The sequence below is a fragment of the Gaoshiqia sediminis genome, assembly GCF_025907915.1.
In the GTDB taxonomy this organism is placed as follows: Bacteria; Bacteroidota; Bacteroidia; order Bacteroidales; family Prolixibacteraceae; genus Gaoshiqia; species Gaoshiqia sediminis.
On sequence record NZ_JAPAAF010000017.1, the window covers coordinates 62297 to 84008 of the forward strand.

The 21712-nt window shown below is 46.6% G+C and carries 19 protein-coding genes and 1 riboswitch; of the genes, 5 read left to right on the plus strand and 14 right to left on the minus strand.

What is annotated here, in order from left to right; genetic code table 11:
- Window positions 1-262: 262 nt before the first annotated feature.
- Both N2K84_RS12265 and pepE read left to right on the plus strand, forming a co-directional pair.
- Complete coding sequence (locus N2K84_RS12265) at window positions 263-1084, plus strand: outer membrane beta-barrel protein (protein ID WP_282592111.1); 822 nt, start codon at window positions 263-265, stop codon at window positions 1082-1084.
- 83 nt (window positions 1085-1167) lie between these two features.
- Complete coding sequence (pepE, locus tag N2K84_RS12270) at window positions 1168-1875, plus strand: dipeptidase PepE (protein WP_282592112.1); 708 nt, start codon at window positions 1168-1170, stop codon at window positions 1873-1875.
- 2 nt (window positions 1876-1877) lie between these two features.
- Here the strand turns inward: pepE and N2K84_RS12275 are convergent, their stop codons facing one another.
- From N2K84_RS12275 to N2K84_RS12300, 6 genes are all read right to left on the minus strand, one after another.
- A complete protein-coding gene (locus N2K84_RS12275) occupies window positions 1878-2489 on the minus strand; it encodes a phosphatase PAP2 family protein (RefSeq protein ID WP_282592113.1) in 612 nt (203 codons plus the stop codon).
- A 9-nt stretch (window positions 2490-2498) separates the two neighbouring features.
- Entirely contained in the window at window positions 2499-3953 is a 1455-nt protein-coding gene (gene rpoN, locus N2K84_RS12280; protein ID WP_282592114.1) for an RNA polymerase factor sigma-54, read from the minus strand.
- A 149-nt stretch (window positions 3954-4102) separates the two neighbouring features.
- Window positions 4103-5539, minus strand: coding sequence for a DUF5723 family protein (locus N2K84_RS12285; protein ID WP_282592115.1), 1437 nt, complete (start codon window positions 5537-5539; stop codon window positions 4103-4105).
- A gap of 40 nt (window positions 5540-5579) precedes the next feature.
- Window positions 5580-7016, minus strand: a complete 1437-nt coding sequence (asnS, locus tag N2K84_RS12290) for an asparagine--tRNA ligase (RefSeq protein WP_282592116.1) — start codon at window positions 7014-7016, stop codon at window positions 5580-5582.
- 245 nt (window positions 7017-7261) lie between these two features.
- Window positions 7262-9154: an oligoendopeptidase F gene (pepF, locus tag N2K84_RS12295; protein ID WP_282592117.1), complete on the minus strand. Its 1893-nt coding sequence runs from the start codon at window positions 9152-9154 to the stop codon at window positions 7262-7264.
- 97 nt (window positions 9155-9251) lie between these two features.
- Complete coding sequence (locus N2K84_RS12300; RefSeq protein WP_282592118.1) at window positions 9252-9956, minus strand: hypothetical protein; 705 nt, start codon at window positions 9954-9956, stop codon at window positions 9252-9254.
- Window positions 9957-10125: 169 nt separating this feature from the next.
- Here N2K84_RS12300 and amrS point away from each other — a divergent pair, with 169 nt between their 5' ends.
- Window positions 10126-11154: an AmmeMemoRadiSam system radical SAM enzyme gene (gene amrS / locus N2K84_RS12305; RefSeq protein ID WP_282592119.1), complete on the plus strand. Its 1029-nt coding sequence runs from the start codon at window positions 10126-10128 to the stop codon at window positions 11152-11154.
- Entirely contained in the window at window positions 11135-11977 is an 843-nt protein-coding gene (gene amrB / locus N2K84_RS12310) for an AmmeMemoRadiSam system protein B (RefSeq protein WP_282592120.1), read from the plus strand. The genes amrS and amrB overlap by 20 nt, the downstream gene beginning before the upstream one ends.
- 8 nt (window positions 11978-11985) lie before the next feature.
- Here the strand turns inward: amrB and N2K84_RS12315 are convergent, their stop codons facing one another.
- The 4 genes from N2K84_RS12315 to ispG all read right to left on the minus strand — a co-directional run bounded on the left by N2K84_RS12315 (window position 11986) and on the right by ispG (window position 16071).
- On the minus strand, window positions 11986-12765 hold the full coding sequence (locus N2K84_RS12315) for a radical SAM protein (RefSeq protein ID WP_282592121.1): 780 nt from the start codon (window positions 12763-12765) through the stop codon (window positions 11986-11988).
- A gap of 28 nt (window positions 12766-12793) precedes the next feature.
- Complete coding sequence (locus N2K84_RS12320) at window positions 12794-13288, minus strand: hypothetical protein (protein WP_282592122.1); 495 nt, start codon at window positions 13286-13288, stop codon at window positions 12794-12796.
- The gene (locus tag N2K84_RS12325) at window positions 13285-13668 is read right to left on the minus strand and encodes a DUF4296 domain-containing protein (protein WP_282592123.1); all 384 of its coding nucleotides are present in this window, start codon (window positions 13666-13668) and stop codon (window positions 13285-13287) included. The genes N2K84_RS12320 and N2K84_RS12325 overlap by 4 nt, the downstream gene beginning before the upstream one ends.
- Window positions 13669-13791: 123 nt before the next feature.
- Window positions 13792-13992, plus strand: a riboswitch (cobalamin riboswitch).
- A gap of 213 nt (window positions 13993-14205) precedes the next feature.
- Window positions 14206-16071 (minus strand): (E)-4-hydroxy-3-methylbut-2-enyl-diphosphate synthase, encoded by a 1866-nt coding sequence (ispG, locus tag N2K84_RS12330; RefSeq protein ID WP_282592124.1) that lies wholly within the window; start codon window positions 16069-16071, stop codon window positions 14206-14208.
- A 298-nt stretch (window positions 16072-16369) separates the two neighbouring features.
- Here ispG and N2K84_RS12335 point away from each other — a divergent pair, with 298 nt between their 5' ends.
- Window positions 16370-17281 carry an ATP-binding cassette domain-containing protein gene (locus tag N2K84_RS12335; protein WP_282592125.1) on the plus strand — a complete coding sequence of 304 codons (912 nt, stop codon included), beginning with the start codon at window positions 16370-16372 and terminating at the stop codon, window positions 17279-17281.
- Between the two features lies 1 nt (window position 17282).
- Here the strand turns inward: N2K84_RS12335 and N2K84_RS12340 are convergent, their stop codons facing one another.
- The 4 genes from N2K84_RS12340 to N2K84_RS12355 all read right to left on the minus strand — a co-directional run bounded on the left by N2K84_RS12340 (window position 17283) and on the right by N2K84_RS12355 (window position 21605).
- Window positions 17283-18299, minus strand: coding sequence for a hypothetical protein (locus N2K84_RS12340; RefSeq protein ID WP_282592126.1), 1017 nt, complete (start codon window positions 18297-18299; stop codon window positions 17283-17285).
- Between the two features lie 367 nt (window positions 18300-18666).
- Window positions 18667-19623, minus strand: a complete 957-nt coding sequence (locus tag N2K84_RS12345; protein WP_282592127.1) for a Fic family protein — start codon at window positions 19621-19623, stop codon at window positions 18667-18669.
- 350 nt (window positions 19624-19973) lie between these two features.
- Entirely contained in the window at window positions 19974-20780 is an 807-nt protein-coding gene (locus N2K84_RS12350; RefSeq protein ID WP_282592128.1) for a hypothetical protein, read from the minus strand.
- A 171-nt stretch (window positions 20781-20951) separates the two neighbouring features.
- Entirely contained in the window at window positions 20952-21605 is a 654-nt protein-coding gene (locus N2K84_RS12355; protein ID WP_282592129.1) for a hypothetical protein, read from the minus strand.
- Window positions 21606-21712 lie beyond the last annotated feature (107 nt).

Consider the following 21712-nt stretch of genomic DNA (forward strand, 5'->3'; position numbering starts at 1 on the left):
ATTGGTTTAGTTAAAAACAGCTGTAGGTGCTATAAATAAACTATTTCAATATATTTGATTGTAATAGGGAATATTACTAAATGTTCCCGCCCCGGGTACAAAGCCCTGATTTTCGCAAGAAAATCAGGGCTTTTGATTTTCCGGACACAAATTTTGCCTGCCAAAAAAACGTTTGCGTTTTTAATAAATTCATGCCTACCTTTGTTATCATTGAAAAGTACAAGCTGGATAAACGAATTTTGCACTGCTAAAATACGATGCCATGCAAAAAACAAAACAGTTAAACATGTTCAAATTTATACTGGCCTTGTGTCTGGTCTTGTATTTCATGGGTCAGGCGATGGCGCAACAGCCGGACTCGATCCGGTACATTATCAAAAGCAGAAAGGCTAACATCATTAACCTGCAAAGGCCACAGATTGACGGATTTAATTATTGGGAAGAAGAATTCCGCGGCCATTGGGCCGGTGTTTTTCTGGGCGTGAATGGCTTTTTTCAGTCCGATTATAATGACTATCCGGCTGACCAGCAGGATTTCCTCGACATTAACCTCTGGCGGTCGAATTCGCTCAATATCAATCTCATCCAGTTCTCTAAAGGCCTCCAGCACAACCGAAATACAATCGGATTGGTTACCGGGATCGGATTGGAAACTCAAACGTATTACCTCGATAAAAACACCAGTCTGGTAACTGAAACCGACCGGGTTGTTCCGGTCACACTTTTTTTTGATTCGAACCAAAAATCCAAATTCTCCTCTATCTACCTGAATATTCCCCTTCTGTTGGAATTTCAGGTTCCCATAAAACAAGGCGGATATCGCTTTTACATTTCAGGTGGAGTGACAGCTAGCAAGAACTTAAGTACACACACCAAAATAAAGTATAAAAAGAACAACCAGAAGCAAAAGCTGAAAACACCCGACGACTTTCACATGCATGATTATCGCTATGCGGCAACCCTCCGGTTGGGTTATCGGGGAATAAATCTTTTTGCTACCTGCGACTTGCGCCCTTTGTTCAAAGAAGGGAAAGGACCGGAGGTTTATCCGTTTTCGGTGGGCTTCGCGCTGATTTCCTTCTGACCACAAGCCAATTCCTGATTTTTTTCCTGTGGAGAACCGGACAGATTGCCTATTTTAGCCGTTAAACTGAAAAAATAGTATCCATGAAACTTCTACTGATCAGCAACTCAACGATGCCGGGGGAGGCCTATCTTGATTATCCCAAGCAGCAAATCAAGAAATTCCTGGGTGAAAAGCCGGTTAAGGCGCTGTTTGTGCCTTATGCTGCGGTGACTTTTTCGTTTGATGAGTATGAACAGAAAGTAAATGATCGCTTTGCCGAGCTGGGGCATTCTGTTGCTGGTATCCATCACTGTAAGGATCCGAAGAAAGCGGTGAAAGAAGCCGAAGCCATTGTGGTGGGCGGCGGAAACACCTGGCAGTTGGTGCGTATGTTGCACGATCAGGGACTGATGCAGCTTATTCGCGAGAAGGTGTTGGACGGAATCCCATATATTGGCTGGAGTGCCGGATCGAACGTGGCGTGCCCAACCTTGCGCACGACTAATGACATGCCGATCATTGACCCAACCAGTTTCAACACCACAGGCCTGGTTCCTTTTCAAATTAATCCCCACTACCTGGATGCCAACCCCGATGGACACGCCGGTGAAACCCGTGAACAGCGCATCAACGAATTCATCGAAATAAATCCCAAAACCTATGTGGTTGGACTTCGGGAGGGGACCATGCTTTGGCTGGAGGACGACCAGCTGGAGCTGATTGGCAAACTTCCGGCCCGCATTTTCAGGAAAGGACTGGAACCAATAGAGCTACGGGCTGGCGACGATTTCGGTTTTTTGTTGAAATGAGGCTAAATGTAGTTTAGGACCAGGTAGTTGACAGCGAACCCCAGAAAAAAACCGACATAAATTTGCAGCGGATTGTGTTTGCCGAGCAACAGGCGCGATGAACCAACCAGTCCGGCAACTCCGATGAGCCCGGCCAACAATAGGGATGAGTTGATGCCGAGCCGCAGGGAGAGGGCGATAATAGCGCCGATTAAACCACCAATTCCGGCCATGTGCGCACTGATTTTCCAGCGTAGGGTAATAATCAGCAGGATAATAATCGTAAGCACCGAGGAGATCAGGAAAACACGGTAAACCGGGTAGATTGGTATGCGCCCCAGGTAATAATAGCCCATGTAGTAAAAGATGGCGCTGAAGAGCATGGGGACGATCCGGTCAGTGTTTTTATCCATACTTCGGTCGAAGCGCGGGTTCATGGTTAGAATTCCGATGCTGACCAAGGGCAGTAAGAAAGTGGAGAGGAATACGACCAGCAGGACATATTTTTTTGCCTGAAAGGTGAGCAGCGCAAAGTAAAAACTGGAGTTCATCAATAGCAAGAAGCCGAGCGTCGGGATTAGCAGTGGGTGAAACAGCAGAGAAATGGTCCGGGCAATTTGGTGCTTGATGTTCATGTCTTTTTTTTAAAGTTCTTTTCGCATACGAGCTACCGGAATTCCCAGTTGTTCGCGGTATTTGGCCACCGTACGACGTGCGATTGGGTACGACTTTTCTTTCAGGATCTGGGCCAGCCGGTCATCGGTCAATGGGCGGCGTTTGTCTTCGCCCGAAATGCAGTCCTCCAAAATTTTCTTAATCTCCCGGGTCGAAACTTCTTCGCCGTTGTCTTTTTGCATGCCTTCAGAAAAGAAATATTTCAGCGGGAAAATGCCAAAGTTTGTTTGAATGTATTTGCTGTTCGACACCCGTGAAATGGTGGAAATATCCAGCCCGGTTCGGTCGGCAATATCTTTCAGGATCATCGGTTTCAGCTTAGTTTCGTCACCTTCCTGAAAATATTCTTTCTGAAAATCGATAATCTCCGACATGGTCACCAACAGCGTGTGGTGGCGCTGGCGAATGGCATCGATAAACCATTTGGCCGAATCGAGCTTTTGCTTGACAAACATCATGGCATCTTTTTGATCGCGCGAAATGTTTTTTTTGTTTTCAGTGTACGACCTGAGCATGTCCATGTAATGGCTGTTCATCCGCAAGTCGGGTACATTGCGCTGGTTGAGCGATAGTTGCAGCTCTCCGTCATTGTTTTCGAGGATGAAGTCGGGGACAATCACCTGGTTGGATTTGCTGAGTGGGTTGCTGTACGAACTTCCCGGTTTAGGGTTGAGCTTGAGGATTTCGGCGATGGCCTCTTTAAGCTCTTCCTCACTTATCTCGTATTTCTTCAGAATTTTGTCGTAATGTTTACGCGTGAATTCCTCGAAGTTTTCTTCGATAATTTTCATGGCCAGGCAGGTGGCCGGGTTCCCTTTTTTACGTTGAATTTGCAGCAATAAACATTCCTGCAGGTCGCGTGCGCCCACGCCGGGAGGATCAAAATCCTGAATAGTTTCCAGTATTTGAGCCAATTCTTTTTCGCTTACATCCAGGTTGAGGTTGAAGGCCAGGTCGTCGCTGATCGACAACAAATCGCGGCGCAGATAACCGTCTTCATCAATATTGCCGATAATGTATTCGGCCAGTTTTCGTTGGGTTTCGTTCAGATCGGCCAGGCCAAGCTGTTCATGCATCGATTCGTGAAAGCTGGTCCCGGCTGAAAAAGGGACGTCTATTTGTTTGTCATCTTTCGAATAATTATTAGCCGACAAGCGATATTCGGGGATATCGTCTTCATCCATGTAATCTTCCAACGAAAACTCATCGTTGTCGTTATCATTGTCATGTTCCTCGTCTTGTGCCGTCGATTCGTCCGAGGGCGAATCACTGGTGAGTTCTAAAATCGGGTTTTCTTCCAGCTCTTTTTTGATACGCTGCTCCAGCTGCATGATGGGGATCTCCAAAAGCTTGATCACCTGTATTTGCTGAGGCGATAGCTTTTGAAGCATTTTCTGCTGTAAGCTGAGTTTCTGAGATGGCATACGTTTTAACTTTCCTCAAAATTATAATTTTTATGCGAACCCTGTATCCATAGGTTTCAAAATACAAGGGTTACAAGCCTTCTTTCGGTCGTTAGCCAACGAAATGAATGGTTCACCAGCCTGGTTATTCAGCGTTTTTCCTGATTTTATTATCTGTTACGGCGTTGTTTTTTTAGCCTGAAGAAGGGTAGATAGGGAACCTCCTGGTACTTTGTTTTCGGACGGAAGGGGTAAAAGCTTGCCCCAAAAGACAGCCCCCGAATGTCGGAAAGTGAGTCATCCAAAACCGGCAGGACATTGTCGGTGATCAGGTAAGCCGATCCGCCAGGCCATTTATACTGTAGTCCGAACGGGATGTTGGCGTAAGAGCCGGCTATGGCAGCATATCCTAAGCTGATATGTAAGTGCCTGGTTATCTGTGTTGTTGCCGATAGTAAAAGACTGTTGTAGTTTAGCTTATTGTGCTTCACCAGCCTGTCGGTCAGTCCCACCGATAGGTTTGTCCCAACCTGGTAATTTGCCCCGGCAATAAAAATGGCTGGCAAGGTGGTGTTGAAACTGCTTGGCTGGTCACCGGCCACTTCGTATAAATTTTCAAACGTTTCGCTCAGCGAAATTTCATCGACGTTTTTCACCAACACGACAGTGCCGTCTTCCAAAACCTGCCTGGACACTTTATCGCTGGTGAGTTCGGATTGCCCGTTGAAATCAAGTGTTTGCAGGTTATTTTTGAAGTTGATGGTCCCCAGGTTCATGGCACTGGCGGTAACATGCAGGTATGGGCTGACGGTGTATTTCAATCCCAGGTCAATGCCTGTCCCAACATTTTTCGTATTGGTCAGGTAATCAAGCGCATTGCTGTTTTCGCTGGCTGCCAGATCTTTCGATCCGTCGGGGGATTCTATGATGGTGACAGGCGCCGAGAAATTCAGTTGACCTGATGAGCGGACATAAAAACGTTCGTTTTCCTCGGTGATGCTTCCTGAAAAATCGGAGCTTAAAAAAGATTTGCCAAAATACAGATTGGCCCGAAATCCCACCTCCAGTTTGCGGTGTAACATCTCTTTGGCATAGCCCAAACTGTATTTCCGGAAATGTATGCCTTCGCCGGGAAAGTTTTGTTCATTTCCCAGTTGGAACATGGTTTCGCTTTCTTCCACGAAAAAGTCCAGCAAATTGCCCCGAAGGCGGACTGTGCCATAGGCATGCTCGCTAACTTGCATACTGAAGTTGCCAGCCTTGGTTCGTAACCCCAGGCTTAGCCAGGTTATGTCGGCTTGCTGGTAAACCAGTTTTTGATGGATGAAGCCTTTGAAGATATCTGTTATCTCTTCTTCACTTGGGTTGCTGGTGCCAATATCAAAGGCATTTCTTACCTCGTCGTGGCTGTTGTAGCTCACTGAAGTCCCAGCCAGCGGAAAAATGCTGAAACTATATTTCTCAGGGGTTGGCAGAATGGCCGGGTTGACGCCGGGACCTTCGTTTAGCTGGTAAAGCAACAGGCTGGATTGGGCATGCCCTTCCTGTATTTGCCCCAGAAGGGAAACAATCATAAAAAGGATATAGCTGATCTTTGCCTGTTTCATCACGGTAAAGAAATTACCGTCGTGCGTTTCGGAAACGGGATTAAAATTCAGCGTTTTTCGGGGTCCGTGGAAAAGCGATTACATCGCGGATATTGCCCATGCCGGTAACAAACAGGATGAAGCGCTCGAAACCTAGACCAAACCCGGCGTGGGGCACAGTGCCAAATCGGCGCGTGTCGAGGTACCACCACATTTCTTCGGCAGGAATGTCCATTTCTTCCATGCGGGCCACCAGCTTATCGTAGTTCTCTTCGCGCTGCGAACCGCCAATGATTTCGCCAATTTGCGGGAACAGCACATCCATTGCGGCTACCGTTTTGCCATCATCGTTTTGCTTCATGTAAAACGCCTTGATGTCTTTCGGATAATTGATCAGAATGACGGGTTTTTGAAAGTGTTTTTCAACCAGATAGCGTTCGTGCTCACTTTGCAGGTCGATGCCCCATTCCACTGGAAACTGGAACTTGCCTTTTTTGTAGGGTTTCGAGTTTTTCAGGATGTCAATGGCCTCGGTATAGGTGCAACGGACGAAGTCGTTATCCCGGACAAACTGAAGCTTTTCTATCAGCTCCATCGAACGTTGGTCGGCCGGCTTATCTTTTTCTTCCTGTTGCAGACGGTTGCTCAAAAACTTGAGGTCGTCCAGGCAGTTTTCCAGGGCGTATTCGATGAGGTATTTCAGGAATTCCTCAGCCAGATCCATGTTGTCGGTCAGCTCATAAAACGCCATTTCCGGTTCAATCATCCAGAACTCGGCCAGGTGGCGGGTGGTGTTCGAGTTTTCGGCACGGAAGGTTGGCCCGAAGGTATAGATTTCGCCCAGGGCCGTTGCGCCCAGTTCGCCTTCCAGCTGGCCGGAAACGGTCAGGTTGGTCGGGCGGCCGAAAAAGTCCTGCGCGAAGTCCACGTCACCCTCTTCGGTTGAGGGCGGGTTGACAGCCGGCAGGGTAGAAACGCGGAACATTTGTCCGGCGCCTTCGGCATCCGACGCGGTGATAATCGGTGTATGCAGATAGTAAAAACCTTTGTCGTTGAAATATTTGTGAATAGCGAATGCCATCGCGTGGCGAATGCGAAAAACCGCGCTGAACGTGGCGGTACGGAAGCGCAGGTGGGCATTCTCGCGCAAAAATTCGAGGCTGTGCTTTTTCGGTTGGATCGGGTATTTTTCCGGATCGGCTTTCCCGTAGATAATGATATCCGAAGCATTCAGCTCAACGGCCTGGCCGCTTCCCTGCGATTCAACCAGCTCGCCGGTAATGGCCAACGAAGTACTGGTGTTGATCTCCTTGAGCAATTCTTCTCCAAATTTTTCCACATCGGCAACAATCTGCAAATTGTGGATGGTCGATCCGTCATTCAGGGCAATAAAATTTACATTTTTACTTCCGCGCTTAGTCCGTACCCATCCTTTAACCAACACTTGCTGGCCAACTTGCCCGCCAGCCAATACTTCTTTAATTTTCAGTCGTTTCATGTTGTTTGTGTATTTTGCAGATTTTGTGGTTTATCCTGATTTTTGATTTTGAAAATTGATCAGCAAAAGTACATTTTTCTGTTTAAAAACAGGACAAGAAGAAATGAAATGCCAAGGATGTCTTTCAATTTTTAATGAAATGAAAAGAATGGAGGTGCCGTGGATGGCTATTTGAAGAAAAATCCCCGGGAAAGCTGACATTTAGGTTTGCTTTGCCGGGGAATATTTTTTGGGTATTATACTGCTTATTTCTTCTCCTTCTTGTTGAGGATGTGCTCAATCTCGTCCATCACTTTATTCATGGCGGCTATGGTTTTCTCAAAAGGCTCGGATGAAGTCATGTCCACACCGGCTTTTTTCAACAGCTCTATCGGGTAATCCGAACCCCCGGCAGACAGGAAATCCATGTAATTTTTGAGGGCCTGTTGGTCACCGCTCATCACTTTTTCGGCCAGCGAGATGGAGGCCGTGAATGAAGTGCTGTACTGATAAACGTAAAAGTTGTAGTAGAAGTGGGGGATGAAGGCCCATTCCATATTGATGTAATCGTCGATGTGGCAAATGCCCTGCTCGTGTCCGTAGTAACGTTTCACGATATCGGCATAGATTTCGGAGAACGTGTCGCCGGTGAGGGGTTTGCCCTGTTCGGCTTCTTCGTGGATTTTCAGTTCAAATTCGGCAAATTGGGTTTGGCGGAACAAAGTCCCTTTAAAACGGTCGAGCCAGTTCATCAGGATCGAGAGTTTCACATCGTCATCCTTCACCTGTTCAATGATGTGGTTGAACAGCAGCACTTCGTTGAAGGTAGAGGCTACTTCGGCCACAAAAGTGACATAATCGGCCGTGGGATAGGGTTGGGTTTTGTTGGAGAAATAGCTCTGCATGGTGTGCCCCAGTTCGTGGGTGAGGGTGCTTACATCGTCGTATAATTCGGTGTAGTTGAGCAGGATAAAGGGGTGCCCGTCGTAATGGGCACCATTTGAGTACGCACCCGAACGTTTGCCTGGGGCGGGGTACACGTCAATCCAGCGTTCGTTGATGGCCTTTTCAACTGTTGAGACATATTCGTCGCCCAGCGGTTGCAGCGATTCCAGCACCAGTCGGGTGGCTTCTTCGTAGCTGTATTTCAGGTCCACATCTTTTACAACCGGCGCATACAAATCGAGGTATTTCAGCGTATCTACGCCCATCATCCGTTTTTTGATGTTGAGGTAGCGGTAAAAGGCAGGCAGGTTCTTGTTCACGTTGTCCACCAGCGAATGGTACACCTCTGCCGGAATATTGTTCGGGTAGAGCGAGGCCTGGAGCGACGACTCGTAATGGCGGGCGCGGGCGCGGAACATGTCGGCTTTCACATTGCCGTAAAGCATTTCACCGAACGAGCCGCGGAACCTGGCGTAGTTGTTCCAGAAGGCGTCGAACACAATTTCGCGGTCGGCCCGGTTGGCGGCGGCCCGGTAGCGGTTATATTCGGCGCTGCCCACCGATAGGGTTTCGCCGCTGCTCAAGGTCACTTCCGGCTTCGGTAGCTCGGCATTCGAAAAGGAGCTGTACACCGATTGCGATACGCCCGATACCAGGCCCGACAAGGCCATGATCCGCTCTTCGGTTTCGCTGAGCGTGTGCGCCTTGGTGCGGAACATGTTTGCCAGGTTCATGCGATAGATCTCCAGTCCGGGTTCTTCCTGCATAAAATTCTCAATGGTTGCCCAGTCGGCTGTCAGGATCTCCGGCTCAATAAAGGCAGCTTTGGCCCCGAAAGCAGAAAATAGTTGCTGCAGCTCTTGTTTCATGCCGCTGTATTTCATGTTGCGGGTGTCGAGGTCGGAGCTCATGCCCGCGTATAAATAAATTTTTGAGGCTTCCTTCGAAAGCTCCGTGTTGAATTGCAGGGCTTTCAGTAAATTTTTGGCCGAAGTGGTCAGCGTTCCTTTAAACTGTTCTATCTGGTCGAGCTTGCCGCTTAATTCGGTTACGGCTTCCCGCCATGCTTCGTCCGAGGGGAAAATGTCAGTCAAATTCCAGGTGTATTTCTCCGGAATGTCGGCTCTGTTTTGTTGGCTGTATGTTGTCATAGCGGCTAACATACCCAAAAAAGTCATCACAGCGAATTTCATCAAGGGATTAATTTTCTTCATAGCTTGTAAGTTGTCTTGTTTTATTCTGGTGAATGAGTCATTGCATTCGTTAAAAATTACAACCGACCACGAAAATGTCGGACGGGAGAGCCAGGCATCACTGCCAACCGATGCCGGCAGAAAGCGCAACGAAAGTCTTTTCCCGGTGGGGATTGTGCACCAAACTCAACTTTACGGGAAGGATTAAGTCCGGGCTTATGCAGAAATTCTTTTTTACCTGGAGGGTCGTGTTGATTACCGCAAACTTACCGGCGTAATAACCTTGGTGGGGTGTCAGTCCAAGTATGGGTTCCAGTTGAAAGCCGGCCATATTTACCGGGCATCCCAGTTCTGCATAGGTTGAATAATAAGCATTGCCGTTGTCGGGGTTTTTGTCGCCAAAAAAGAAGGTGGCCGCCATCATGCGTACCGGGAATTTTGCTGAAGGATGCTGCGTTAAGGCCAATTCGGTGGAATGCCGGTTTCTGCCATCTTTCAAGTTGAAAAAGGTATTGTCCTCGCCGGGAACAGGATTGTAGTAATCAAACACGGTAATTTCAAACTGGTTGATTTTACAGGAGGGAATCAGGTCGATTTCGGCGTACGAGTCGTCCCAGGTTTTGGCTGCCCATAAGTTAAATGAAAAAGCGCCGCGGCGTATGGTGACCGAAGGCTCTGCTGTAGCGGTTTCGCCGAATCGCATGCCCCGCCAGAGATGCCGGCTGTGGATAAGCAGCTCACCCTCCAGGCTCAGCTTTCTTTCCTGCGGTAATCCTTTCAGGAATGGGGCAAGTAGCAAAATGGTAATGAGTATTTTCTTCATACAAGCAGAACTTCTCTTCAAACATAAAACAGAAGACCCGCAAAGAAAAGGATTTTTATCAGCGGCCGAAAAACTTCCTCATTCGTTTTGCCCGCCACCTGCACACCTTTCAGCCGTTGTTTTCGTATAAAAAGTTATTGAACAGGAAATCCTACAAAAAATATGAGTCATGCACGAAGCACTATTTTATACCAAATTGTACGAAAACAAAGTGAAATGCCAGCTTTGCCCCACCCTTTGCGAGTTGGATGACGGGGATGTGGGCAACTGCGGCACGCGTAAAAACCACGGCGGGATGCTGGTGTCGGAAGTGTACGGACAACTGGCAGCCATCAACCTCGACCCGATAGAGAAGAAACCGCTGTACCACTTCTATCCGGGTGAGAAAATCCTTTCCATTGGGACTGTCGGGTGTAATTTCCATTGCGACTTTTGCCAGAATTATTCACTCTCGCAGAGTATGGTAACCAACGGAGGAAGTTTCCATCCCTATAGCCCGGACAGTTTGATCGATATGGCCCTTTCCACCAATCATAATCTGGGTCTGGCCTTCACATACAACGAATCCACTGTTTTTTATGAGTTTATGTTGGATGCAGCCATCCGGGCGCATGAAAAAGGCCTGGTAAATGTGATGGTAAGCAATGGCTATATTTTGCCGCATCCGCTCGAAAAATTGTTGCCGCATATCGATGCCTTCAACATCGACCTGAAAGCCTTCAACGAAAATTTCTACCGGCAATATTGCCAGGGAATGTTAAAGCCGGTATTAAAAACGCTCCGCATGATTGCCCGGGCGGGAAACCATTTGGAGCTGACTAATCTGGTGATTCCCGGGCTGAATGATCAGGAAGCCGAATTTACAGACATGTGCCGCTGGATTGCGAACGAACTGGGCCGGACAACCGTGTTGCACTTGTCGCGCTATTTTCCGGCCTATAAGATGAAGTTGCCACCCACACCCTCCGAAACGATGTTCCGTTTGTACGACCTGGCCAAGGAGCAATTAAGCCATGTTTACCTGGGCAACATGACTGCCGGCGACCACGACGACACATTTTGTCCGCACTGTGGGCACAGGCTCATTGAGCGTGATGCCTACCACGTTCGCATTACCGGGATGGACGGGCAAGGGCGCTGCGCTAACTGCCAAACACAAGTAATCAAATATTTTAGTCATGCAGCAAGCCATTCGTAGGGCAGCTTTTGCCGGAAGTTTTTATCCCGGCACGGAGCCCGATCTGAAACAACTGATCATGCAAGTGTACGAAGCCGAAAAGCCGCGCATCAACCTGACATTGGCTGGCCGTCAGTTGATTGGCGGTATCGTTCCACATGCCGGGTACGTGTATTCGGCCTGGCAGGCGGTTCATTTTTATGCTCTGCTGAAACGTCGCGGTCAACATGTTGATACGGTAGTTATCATCAATCCGAACCATACAGGTTATGGTTCCGGAGCTTTTAACAGCAGCGATGCCGGGTGGTGGGAAACTCCGCTGGGCCGACTGGAAACCGATGAAGAATTTTTAGAAGCGATGGACATCGTCCCCGACTACACAGCCCATGCCCGTGAACATTCGGGCGAAGTGCAACTGCCTTTGTTGCAGTATTTTTGTCCGGCGCCTTTTCGCCTGGCGATGATCACGATGAGCCGTCAGACTGTGGAAAGCGCCAACTTGCTGGCTCAAAAAATCTTTCAGGCAAAGGAGCACACCGGGAAGCAGGTGCTGGTCGTTGCCTCGTCCGACTTTTCTCACTACGAAACCCCGAAACACGGATTTGAGCAAGACCAGTACGTGATCGACCAAATCCTGAGTATGGATGTGAAAGGAATTTTTGATGCGGTGAAAGAACATCAGGTTTCTGCCTGCGGATACGGACCGATCATGACACTGGTGGCTTATGCCGGACTGGTGTCAAACCACCCGGAGATGAGCCTGTTGAGTCGCGGAAATTCCGGCGATATACATCCTTCGGATACCGTGGTGGATTATGCTTCGTTTGTGTGTTATGAATCCTGACAGTTGGGTTAGCCGGAAACCTGCACGTCAAATCCTTCCTGTTGCACCCGTTGGGCAATCTGGTTGAGTTCTTCCAACGGAACTTTTACCAAGCCCAGAGCGGGCGTATCGCGGTCGATCGTATAAATCATTACCTGCCGGGGGCCTATTTTCTTCAAGGCATCAAGCCATGCCGCCAGTTCGGTTTCGGTGGTGTTGTCGATGGTTTGCCCCTTGTGGTTGCCCCGCACAAACAAGGTTTGGATAATGGCTTGCGAACCAAAACGCGCCAGGTGTTCAATAACTTTTGGGAGGTCGAACCTACCCATCGGGCAGTCGAGCAGTTCCACGGTTTCGGCAATGGCCGAATCCAGTTTCAGGATGTTGTCGTCCACCTTCAGCAAAGCCCGAAATACCGGCTCGCGGTCAATCATGGTGGAGTTTGAGAGGACGGCAATCCGGCAGTTCGGGGCATACTGGTTGCGCAGGACCAGGGTGTCGTCAATAATGCCGGGGAAATCGGGATGCAGCGTCGGTTCGCCGTTTCCGGCAAAGGTGATGACATCGGGCAGCTCACCGGCTTTCTTCATTTGTTGCAGCTGTTCTTCCAGCTTTTGGGCCACCTGTTCGCGGGTGGGCAGTTTGGCTTTCGATTCGCGCTTGCGGGGTGTCCAGCCACACTCGCAATAAATACAGTCGAACGAACACACTTTACTGTCGGTGGGCAAAAGGTTTACACCGAGCGAAACGCCCAACCGACGGCTTTTTACGGGGCCAAAAATAATTTTATTGAAGAGGAAAGTTGCCATGCTTAAAACTTTCAGGCAAAAGTAGGGATTATATCAGTCTTTTCAACCGACTGTTTTCGGTGAGGCGCAAATTGGTGTAGTCCATGTTGTAAATGAGCAGTAGGCCGGGGCGCTTTCCGGCTTCCAGGGTGCCCAGCTCGTTTTGCAGGTCAATCGTTTTGGCCGATTCGTAGCTGAACAAGCGAATGAGTTTTTCGAGGCTTAGTTTGCCATTCTTGAGCTGAATGGCCTTCATCCATTCCAGGATGGCACGTTCCCCGTTGTGTTGGTGAGGCAGAAGTGATTCGTATTCCTTCAGTTCGGGAAAGAAGGTGAAAAATTTCAGCAACGTAAATTCCTCAAACAAGTTGACAAAGGCCGGGCACAGGATGCCGTTGTGAAACTCCATGCCGGCCATCTCCGTCAAATCCCCTTTGGGGCGGATGAGCTGGATGATTTTTCCGCTGGGGTCAACTTCTACAATTCCCTTGGCAATAGGAGAGCTGTTGACCGGAAACACAAAATGGGCGGCAAATTTTTTCATTCTCTACCGGGAATCGTCAGGTCCCCTTGTTTTTTCATTTCTTCTTGTTGCATGTTCATCCGTTCAATTACCTGGGTGTATATCTTCTCGTATGCCTTTGGGTGTGCCGAGTAATAAATAATCGAAACGGTCAGAACCGAATCAGTCAGCTTGTATTTATCGAGTACCGATTGGTAAAGTTCTTTTGAGTCCACCGACAGACTGTCGGGATTGTTGTACCTGAATTTTTCGGATATCGACTCGCTGAGGTGAATATCGTAAAGAATGTCCACCATTTTTTTCTCGCTGATCAGGTTTTTGGGCTTCGGATAACCTTTTTCCTGACAGGCAACCCCTGTAAAAAGTAGAAGAATGAAAATGAAGAGTAACGGCTTCTGCATGGATCGCTTAAATTTATTCCTTGCCAAAGTTAGGATTCCCAATCAGATAAACGGGCATCCTGTTTGTAAAAAGCGCGAAAAAAATATGGCGAATTTAACTTTTGCGCGAAAAAATATCTGTATCATTGCAGGCATATTACCGGTTTCGATACTGATTTTTTCAGTTGGAATGAAAAGGGAATCCTGTGGAAAACAGGAGCTGTCCCCGCAGCTGTAAACCCGTTTAAGGATCGCGGACTTTAATGCCACTGTTTGGCTACTGCCAGGCGGGAAGGTGTCCGGGATCGGGTAAGCCAGAAGACCTGCCGGTGATCGAAGTTTTCGGGGTAAAGACGCTGCCCGTGTTTGGGCGCATCCCTGGCTTCATTGGCTCCCGATTTCTGCCAATTGAGGGGGCAATGTAACTGTAAAAGCTGCTGGTCAGGGGCCACAGCTTTTTTTTATGCCTTGCCGGATCGAAATTGGGTTAGCTGAGAAGTTATTCACCAGGTGAAATCGATCCACCCGGTGAATGACTTGAATGTCTGTAAAATAAGTTTAATGCTGTTCTTCCGGCTCTTTCCAGTCGCCGTTTTCGCGGATCAGGGTTTCCAGTTCGTGCACCGCATTTTCGTAAGGAATCTGCCTTTTTTTCAGTGACTGGCCTTTGTAAAGGTTCACCTTGCCTGGTCCCGCGCCCACAAAACCATAGTCCACGTCGCCCATTTCGCCGGGGCCGTTTACTACGCATCCCATCACGCCAATTTTCAGGTGGCTGAGGTGTTTAAAATGGGCCTTGATTTTTTTGGTGGTTTCGTGCAGGTCGAACAGGGTGCGCCCGCAACCGGGACACGAGATAAACTCGGTTTTGGTAACGCGCATCCGGCTGGCCTGCAGGATGGAGAAGCTCAGGTCCTTCAGGTCGGTGAAGGTGATATTGTCGCCTTCGTTGGTGATGCACACCCCATCGCCGTACCCGTCGATCAGTAAACCGCCCAGATCAACAGCGGCTTTAATTTGAAGGTCTTCCAGTCTGCTTTCTTTGTAGGAGCGCAGGATAATGACCGGAACTTTCCAGATGTGCGATTCCAGTGTCATAAAGAAGGCGCGCAGCTCGGCATGTGGATTTTTGTTGAAGCTTTCCAGCATGAGCACGGTCTTTCGGGTTTGCTTCAGCTTGGTAATGATTTCCGGGTTTTCGGACATAAAACGGTCGAATTCCATTTTGTTGGTCCGGATAAATTTCATTTGGCCCCAATGACTTCCGCCAAACAGGTATTCTTCCAGGTCGAGGATCGGGTAGCTGTTTCCTTCTAAATCAACGATATGGTCTTTTTGCAGGAAATACTCCGGGATTTGTTTGCCGCGCAGGGGCAGCACTTCCGAAAGTGTTCGGTTGCGCAGGTCGGCCACCACCACGGGTACTTGTTTGCCGCCCATGTTCATCACCGGGCGCACCGAACGGCGTTCATACTCAAACGGGTTGGTTTGCGCAAACAGGGGCGCTTTGATGGGTTGGTGGTTCTGGTAGGTTTTGATGTGGTCGATCATTTTGCGGGCCACCGGGATTTCTTTTTCCGGCGCTTCGGTAAGCGAAACCCGGATGGTGTCGCCAATGCCGTCGGCCAGTAGGGCGCCAATGCCCACTGCCGATTTGATGCGGCCATCTTCACCTTCACCGGCTTCGGTTACCCCCAGGTGCAGCGGGAATTCCATATCCTCCAGGCGCATGCGCTTGTTCAGCAAACGAACCGTGTAAACCATCATGCGCGTGTTGCTCGATTTGATGGAGATAACGACATTCGTATAATCCACTTTTTTGCAGATGCGCAGGTACTCCATCACCGATTCGGAGATGCCTGCCGGCGTGTCGCCGTAGCGGCTCATAATTCGGTCGGACAGGGAGCCCTGGTTGGCGCCAATGCGCAGCGCCGTGTTGGTCTCGCGGAGCACCTCCAGAAAAGGGATAAACAGTTCTTCAATGCGTTCCAGCTCTTCCTTGTATTCGTCGTCGGTGTACAGATGATGCTCAAAGCGGGCCCGTTTGTCGTAGAAATTACCGGGATTGATCCGGATCTTGGAGATGTATTTGGCCGCTATTTCAGCGAGTTTGGGGTTAAAATGAATGTCGGCGATCAGCGGGGTTTCGTAGCCCCGGGCCACCAGCTCCCGTTTGATGTTCCGAAGGTTTTCCGCATCGTTAATGCCTTTCACCGTTACCCGGACGTAGTCGGCGCCCGCTTTTATGATGCGGATGATTTGTTCCACCGTGGCATCTGTGTCTTTTGAATCGGTATCGGTCATGGACTGAATACGGATCGGGTAATCGCTCCCAATGGGCACCTTGCCAATTTGTACGGTAGAAGTCTGTTGGCGTTGGTACCGCGTCAAATCTTTTATGTAGTTAAAGTTCCGATCTTCCATTTCAGTCAAGCAATTTTGAGGAGCCACAAAGTTAAATTAAAGTTAATAATAAAAAAATGCCTTCGCCTAATTTAAAATGATTTAGGCCGATAAAACAGGGCCTTTCAGTCTATCACTCAGGGAGAGGGAAGGCCCGGATAAAAAAAGGATATAAATTCGTTTTTCTTGCGGCATTTGATTTGATGGCCCAAGTAAGCCTTTTTACATCACCCGGAATTTACCGCAAGCTTAATTTTAAATGAGGAATACGGCTGCTTTCAACCTGTTTTCTGTATTTTTGACACTCAAATCCGGGAAGATGTCCATTCAAATTGAAGGTATTTCGAAATTTTACGGAGAGCAAAAAGCACTCGACAACCTGACTGTTGCGCTGAACAGCGGAGAACTGGTTGGCTTTCTGGGCCCGAACGGCGCCGGAAAATCAACCCTCATGAAAATAATTACCGGCTACCTGGCTGCCGATGACGGTACAGTGAGAATGAACGGACAAACGGTTACCCCCGAAAATCACGAAGTACGACGCGATATCGGCTATCTCCCCGAAAACAATCCGCTTTACACCGACCTCTACATCAAGGAGTTTTTGACACTCACCGCAGGTTTTTATCAGCTGGCAGATAAAGCACAAAAAGTGGCCCGGGTGATTGAAATGACCGGCCTGGGGCCGGAGCAGCACAAGAAAATCAAAGCCCTTTCGAAAGGGTACCGGCAGCGGGTAGGACTGGCACAGGCGCTCATCCACGACCCGTCCATCCTGATATTGGATGAGCCCACAACCGGACTCGACCCCAACCAGCTGGAGGAAATACGGTTGTTGATCCGCTCTATCAGCCGCGAAAAAACCGTGTTGTTTTCCACCCACATCATGCAGGAAGTGGAGGCTATTTGCAATCGGGTGATCATCATTAATCAGGGAAAACTGATTGCCGACGGCTCAGTGGACCGGCTGAAGAGCGGCGCGTTCTTTTCCGCCCAACAGGTGCTGGTCGAGTTCGGCACACCTGTTTTGCCTTCTACCCTGAGCGGACAGCTTCCCTTGGCCAGCCTTGAGCCGCTCAGCGACCGCTCTTTTGTGCTCACCCCCGCTGATGAACACGACCTGCGCCCCGTCCTGTTTCGCTTTGCTGTTGACCATGGATTGGTCATCCTTACCCTGACCGAAAAAAAGGCCAGCCTGGAAAATATTTTTCAGAAACTTACCCGGAACTGATTTATTGGTATTGAATGTAGCTAGGCAGCGGTTTTAGTTTCATCAGTTCGGGCGGTGTTAGCAGGCGATAAGGGGGCTTCTTTCGATCGTTTTTATAAAACAGTTTGAAGCCGGTAAATTGTACCGGTTCCCGATAGATGTAATCCCGGTATGTGCTGAATTTCAGCGTGGGATTGCCCCAGCCGTCCATGTTGATGACGATTTGCACTTCGGGGCGTAATAGGATGTTTTTGTGTTTTCGGACCATGCCTTGCGTAAAGCGGTGTACAATAAGGATTTTTGGGCCTAAGTTGTTTTCCCGCACCAAACCGGCCAGGTATTCCGAGCAATAATTAATATCTGCGGCATTCAAGCTCCCAATTTTATGTCCTGGTATATGGCCATTCTTCATCGCGAATTCGGGATCAACAGCCAGGTGTACGTGGGGCAATGACAGGTATCGCTCCAGCCGGGGAACTTCTTCTTGCAGCGTACTTTGACCAACCTGAATGTCTAAAAAGACAATGGCATCTCCCATTTTCGCTATCGCCAATACCGAGTCAATCTGCGCTTTGGGCATGCGTTTGCAATATTTTCCATCCTCGGTGGGGGTGCCCTGTGCTACTACGGCAATGTAGTGTACAGCCGGTTGTACCCGGGTGGCCGGATCGGCTTCCTCCCATGCGCTGACTTCGGCATTTAGTCTTTCCCACATTTCTTTGGGCGGATGCTCGCCTAAAACTCCCATGCGTTTGGAATAGAGATTGCCATAATAGGCGACAATCCGTTTGTGAGGCAATATCGCCCCTTTTAGCGGGTAGGGCTGGTTTTTAACGGGCCACAAGCCCTTTTCGTCCCCATTTGCCAGGATGTCCAGCCTTTTTAAAAATTCCAGGGTGTCTGTCGGTTCCGGGACTTCCTTTTCCCGAATTTGGGCTGTCGTATCGGCGGAGATGAACCCCGAATTTGCCATGGTTTTCTCCGTACACCCGAAAACCAAAAAGAATATCAGCGCTATGTGGATAAATTGCCGCTCCATAATTGAAAGTCTTTACGTGCTGATCAAGTCGGGCTCATCGGTTTTTGTTTCCTGAAAGAACCTGTTCCCGTCATGAGCTGGAGATACATTCCTGTTTATGATTACGAGATTTCAACCCGAAGTGGCGAATAAATTGAGCTGTTTTGAAAGCAGTAATAACCTTGTTTTAGCTTGTTTGCAAAGGGAAAACTGATTCGAGATGGAGTTGGAAGATCATCGGCAATCGCCCAAAGCCCGATTTTGGGAACGACCATTACCCTGGAGCGATTGCGGAAGAGAGGAGTGCAGCTCGCGTACGTTCAGTGGTGAGAGGCTCTCCCCGTCAGTGTTCACTGGCGGGGCAGTCTACTCGATTGTGCTTTGTTTTTTATTTGAATTTATATCTTGTTGTATTTTTATCTCCAATCTTTTCAATCATTCCATTCTCAACAGCAAAATTCAAATCCCGACTTGCTGTCGCTGGAGAAATTTCTCTAAAATTCTTTAAATATTCTTTTCGTGTAAAGTAGTCGTTTTTAACAATTGACTTGAATAAATTAATCCGATCAATATTCGTTAAGCTGACATTCTGAATATTTAATAATTCCTCAAGTGATTCAAGGATAATTTCAAGCATAAATTCAATAAATACGGTCGATTCTCCAGTATTGTCAGATTTTCCAAGAGATTCATAATATTGTTCTTGTCGTTCTTTTATCAAAGTCTCAATTGGTAGAAATTCAAAAACAGGATAGGAATCCTTTAAAATCAACGTTTGCCATAATCTCCCCATCCTACCATTCCCGTCGATGAAGGGATGAATAAATTCCATTTCATAGTGGAATACACAACTTTTAATTAAAACCAGGTCTTCGTCATTTTTTAAATAGTCAAACAAGTCATTCATTAATGGTTTTAGCATTTCGCTTGGTGGAGCAAGGTGAGCAACCTCTGGACCCTTAACAATTCCAACCGATTGGCTTCTAAGTTTTCCAGCTGATTCAATAAGTCCATTCATTAATATTCCGTGAGCCTCACAGAATGAATCAAATTTATACGGATTCAATTTGTCCAGATAGTCATAAACAGCAATAGCATTTTTAACTTCCAGAATGTCTTTTTTAGGTCCAATTACCCTTTTATTTTCAATGATTGCCGTTATTTGCTCAATGGTCAAGGTATTTCCTTCTATTTCAAGTGATGAGTGAATTGTTTTAATCCTGTTTTTCTTTCTTAATGCTGTTGGTGGTCTATTTAGGTGTGCAGAATTTACCTCTCCAATTTTTTCCGAAATCGAAGCAACTAATTTTAAAATTTTGCCAGTTATTTTATATGGTGGTTTCATTCAGTTAAATCTTGATAGTATCATATGATAGTATCAAAGATAATAGATTTATTTCAAAATGCAATTAAGTGACTGATATTCTGTTTCCTAAAATAAAGTCTAACGGTCAGGTGCAAGTTTAGACGGCTGAAAAACTAATTTGAATTATTAATCAAGCGTATTTGTACCAGTCTGACCGTTCATTGAAACACATTACAGCCGTTAAATTTGCACAATGTGTGTGCCCGAGGTTAAATGTCCGGTGGACATTTCAAGTGAAGGGGAGGAGCGCAGCTCGCGTACGTACAGTGGTGTGAGAGGCTCTCCCCGTCAGTGTTCACTGGCGGGGCAGTCTACTCGATTACCACAAGTTATTTCTTCATTCGTTTCATCAGTTCCAATTCAGTTTCTGCCATATTTGTTATTAAAGAATATTGTGAAGGTATTCCATTGTCTTTGTATTTTTCAAAATATTCATTTAATCCTGACACTTCTTTTTCTGCATTGTCTATTTCAGATTTTAATAAGTATAGTTCTCCTAAATAAAGCTTTGCATAAAGCACTTCAATTTTATCAGATTTCTCATTGTTTAGAATTTCGTCAATAAGTCCTTTCACTTTCGAATCATTTTCTAAATTATCATCGAATAGATAATAATCAATCAATTTGTGAGGTACTTGCCCCATTTTTTCTTTTTCGGTTTTTTCTGAATATAAATCTTGGCGATAAACTAATTTATTCCCTTTAATAAAATACCATCTAACAACTGAGCATTTTTCATCAAGTTCCTTGGTAAATTTTCGTTTTTCTGCATGAAAATTAGTCATTAAGGCTAGTAATGTTCCGTCTTTGGTGCCTTCTTTTATAAAGAATACAAGTCTTGCTTCTGGTCCTTTTTCTTGTTTAATTGTTACAGTTACTTTATTGTCCTTGTCAATTTTAAAAAGTACTGTCTTTAATATTTTCGCCATTTCATCATAGTCAAGTTGCTTATACAAATCAGTCATAAAAAAGGCGTCTGCAAAAACTTGATGAACGAAATAAAATTCACTTATTCCGTACTTATTAATTGAATCCTTATTATCAGATTGAATCTGTATTTTGTCTTGTCCAAATGAACTTAAGGATAAAAATCCGAAAAGAATCACTGTTGTAAAAATTAAAATCTGTTTTTTCATGCTATGTTGTCTTTTATAATTTGTGGTAACGGTTGGTACATGTTGTCGGGGCGGATTTCGGAGAGCGTTCCTGTCCGGCAGCTGCCGGACACGGAACTGCGAAACGAGAATCCGCAGTTGGCGTACCACCAAGCCCCGCCCAGCAATATGTACTGTGTTAGCAACTGTAATTTATTCAAATTCATTAGTTCCAATCGCAATTATTCTTTTCACAAAGTAGTCCGAGTAATCCAATTTTGCCTTAAACAACTCTCCAGCATACCATTTTTTGTCATAAAAATTTCCTTGGGCAAATCTTGAATCCAATAGTCCTCTGACGAGGGAATTTTCTTCGTAAATTGTTTCGAGCGCAATGTAAAATTTCCCTTCAACTTGCATTTGTGTAAAGATTTCATTCTTCGTTTCATCGATTATTGTGTCAATACTGACATCATTAAATGGAACAATGGATTGTATTAAATCATCGTTTTCCCAAATATAATTTACTAATTCTCCATCGTACCAAACCGTGTCTGCTCGTACTGTCCCAAACTCGTCAAATAATTTGAGTTTTTTGTATTTGGTCATATTTGATGGACTAATTCTCCATTTTTTTGAAAGATTTCCTTTCGATAGTTCTTCTAAATATTTATCGTATTTAGAGTCGAGTTTTTTTCCTAAAAAATTAGAGTCAAGATATTTTTCAAAGTCATTCACAATTTCGTTAATTGCTGCTGTTCTCTTTTTCCCCAAAGACGATTCAAATTTTCGTATTTGTTGAGCTGTAACAAGATTACTTGTCAAAAATGAGACAAGAATGATTAATACTAATTTAGTTCTGGTCATCTTTTTATTATAGTTGCTAACGTTCTAGTATTTTATCCATCGTGTGGATGCGTTGTTAAATGTATGAATAATAATTCATATTGCTAATAGGTTATGACAGGAGGCTT

Coding starts and splice junctions, on each gene's coding strand:
- N2K84_RS12265 (WP_282592111.1), top strand. CDS start 263: ATGCAAAAAACAAAACAGTTAAACATGTTCAAATTTATACTGGCCTTG.
- N2K84_RS12315 (WP_282592121.1), bottom strand. CDS start 12,765: ATGGCAACTTTCCTCTTCAATAAAATTATTTTTGGCCCCGTAAAAAGC.
- pepE (WP_282592112.1), top strand. CDS start 1,168: ATGAAACTTCTACTGATCAGCAACTCAACGATGCCGGGGGAGGCCTAT.
- N2K84_RS12320 (WP_282592122.1), bottom strand. CDS start 13,288: ATGAAAAAATTTGCCGCCCATTTTGTGTTTCCGGTCAACAGCTCTCCT.
- N2K84_RS12325 (WP_282592123.1), bottom strand. CDS start 13,668: ATGCAGAAGCCGTTACTCTTCATTTTCATTCTTCTACTTTTTACAGGG.
- N2K84_RS12275 (WP_282592113.1), bottom strand. CDS start 2,489: ATGAACATCAAGCACCAAATTGCCCGGACCATTTCTCTGCTGTTTCAC.
- N2K84_RS12300 (WP_282592118.1), bottom strand. CDS start 9,956: ATGAAGAAAATACTCATTACCATTTTGCTACTTGCCCCATTCCTGAAA.
- rpoN (WP_282592114.1), bottom strand. CDS start 3,953: ATGCCATCTCAGAAACTCAGCTTACAGCAGAAAATGCTTCAAAAGCTA.
- N2K84_RS12355 (WP_282592129.1), bottom strand. CDS start 21,605: ATGACCAGAACTAAATTAGTATTAATCATTCTTGTCTCATTTTTGACA.
- N2K84_RS12345 (WP_282592127.1), bottom strand. CDS start 19,623: ATGAAACCACCATATAAAATAACTGGCAAAATTTTAAAATTAGTTGCT.
- N2K84_RS12340 (WP_282592126.1), bottom strand. CDS start 18,299: ATGGAGCGGCAATTTATCCACATAGCGCTGATATTCTTTTTGGTTTTC.
- amrB (WP_282592120.1), top strand. CDS start 11,135: ATGCAGCAAGCCATTCGTAGGGCAGCTTTTGCCGGAAGTTTTTATCCC.
- asnS (WP_282592116.1), bottom strand. CDS start 7,016: ATGAAACGACTGAAAATTAAAGAAGTATTGGCTGGCGGGCAAGTTGGC.
- ispG (WP_282592124.1), bottom strand. CDS start 16,071: ATGGAAGATCGGAACTTTAACTACATAAAAGATTTGACGCGGTACCAA.
- N2K84_RS12335 (WP_282592125.1), top strand. CDS start 16,370: ATGTCCATTCAAATTGAAGGTATTTCGAAATTTTACGGAGAGCAAAAA.
- amrS (WP_282592119.1), top strand. CDS start 10,126: ATGCACGAAGCACTATTTTATACCAAATTGTACGAAAACAAAGTGAAA.
- pepF (WP_282592117.1), bottom strand. CDS start 9,154: ATGAAGAAAATTAATCCCTTGATGAAATTCGCTGTGATGACTTTTTTG.
- N2K84_RS12350 (WP_282592128.1), bottom strand. CDS start 20,780: ATGAAAAAACAGATTTTAATTTTTACAACAGTGATTCTTTTCGGATTT.
- N2K84_RS12285 (WP_282592115.1), bottom strand. CDS start 5,539: ATGAAACAGGCAAAGATCAGCTATATCCTTTTTATGATTGTTTCCCTT.